Here is a 1,745-nt window from a genome sequence, read left to right on the forward strand (position 1 = left end):
ACCACCTCGAACCCGAGGTCGGCGAAGGCCGAGGCGACGAGGTTGGCGCCGCGATCATGGCCGTCCTGGCCCATCTTGGCGACGAGCAGCCGCGGCTTGCGCCCGAGCCGGCGGCCGATCGCGGCGACGCCGTCCTGTGCCTGGATCCATTTCGGATCGCCTTCATAGGCGCCGCCATAGATGCCGCGGACCGGCTCCGGCGTGGTGCCGTAGCGGCCGAACGTCTCCTCGAGCGCCGAAGAGATCTCGCCCAGGGTGCAGCGCGCCCGCGCCGCCTCGACGGCGAGGGCAAGCAGGTTGGCGTCGCCGCCCGCGCCCGCGCGCAGCGCCTGCAGCGCCGCCTCGGCCGCCTTGGAATCCCGCGCCGCGCGGACCTTCTCCAGGCGCGCGATCTGGCCGGCGCGGACCCGCGCATTGTCGATGTCGAGGATGTCGAGTTCGGGCTCCTCGGCGAGCCGGTAGCGATTGACGCCGACGATCACCGTCTCGCCGCGGTCGACCCCGGCGGCGCGGGCGGCGGCGGCTTCCTCGATCCGGCGCTTGGGCATGCCCTCGGCGACGGCGGCGGTCATGCCGCCCAGGCCCTCCACCTCCTCGATCAGCGCCCAGGCGCGGTCGGCGAGGTCGCGGGTGAGCGCTTCGACATAATAAGAGCCGCCCAAAGGATCGGCGACGTTGGTGATGCCGCTCTCCTCGGCAAGGACGAGCTGGGTGTTGCGGGCGATCCGGGCCGAGAAGTCGGTAGGCAGCGCGATCGCCTCGTCGAAGCTGTTGGTGTGGAGCGACTGGGTGCCGCCGAGCACCGCCGCCATCGCCTCGATCGTGGTGCGGACGATGTTGTTGTAGGGATCCTGCTCGGTGAGGCTGACGCCCGAGGTCTGGCAGTGGGTGCGCAGCATCTTCGACTTGGCACTCTGGGCACCGAACCCTTCCATGATCCGGTGCCAGAGCAGCCGCGCCGCGCGCAGCTTCGCCACCTCCATGAAGAAGTTCATGCCGATGCCGAAGAAGAAGGAGAGGCGGGGCGCGAAGGCGTCGACCTCCAATCCCTGGGCCAAGGCGGCGCGGACATATTCCATGCCGTCGGCGAGGGTGAAGGCGAGCTCCTGCACCGCCGTCGCCCCGGCCTCGTGCATGTGATAGCCGCTGATCGAGATCGAGTTGAAGCGCGGCATCTCGCTCGCGCAATACGCGATGATGTCGGCGACGATCCGCATCGAGGGTGAAGGCGGGTAGATATAGGTGTTGCGGACCGCGAACTCCTTGAGGATGTCGTTCTGGATCGTGCCGGTGAGCTTTGCCCGCTCGACCCCCTGCTCCTCGGCGGCGACGATGTAGAAGGCCATGACCGGCAGCACCGCGCCGTTCATCGTCATGCTGACCGACATCTCGCCCAGCGGAATGCCGTCGAACAGCAGCTTCATGTCCTCGACGCTGTCGATCGCGACGCCGGCCTTGCCGACGTCGCCGACGACGCGCGGATGATCGCTGTCATAGCCGCGATGGGTGGCGAGATCGAAGGCGACCGACAGGCCCTTCTGCCCGGCGGCGAGGTTGCGCCGGTAGAAGGCGTTCGATTCCTCGGCGGTCGAGAAGCCGGCATATTGCCGGATCGTCCACGGCCGGCCGGTATACATGGAGGCATAGGGCCCGCGCGTATAGGGCGCGAAGCCGGGCAGGCCGGGATCGACATCGGCAACGTCCGCCGCCGTGTAGACGGGCTGGACGTCGATGCCCTCGGGCGT

At 68.9% G+C, this 1,745-nt stretch carries 1 protein-coding gene; it reads right to left on the reverse strand.

From position 1 onward, the window contains the following. Window positions 1–1,745 (reverse strand): methylmalonyl-CoA mutase (scpA, locus tag DDE10_RS23060; RefSeq protein WP_114955158.1); only part of this gene is annotated, 1,745 nt, incomplete at both ends.

The sequence above is a fragment of the Sphingosinicella terrae genome (genome assembly GCF_003347635.1).
Lineage (GTDB): Bacteria > Pseudomonadota > Alphaproteobacteria > Sphingomonadales > Sphingomonadaceae > Allosphingosinicella > Allosphingosinicella terrae.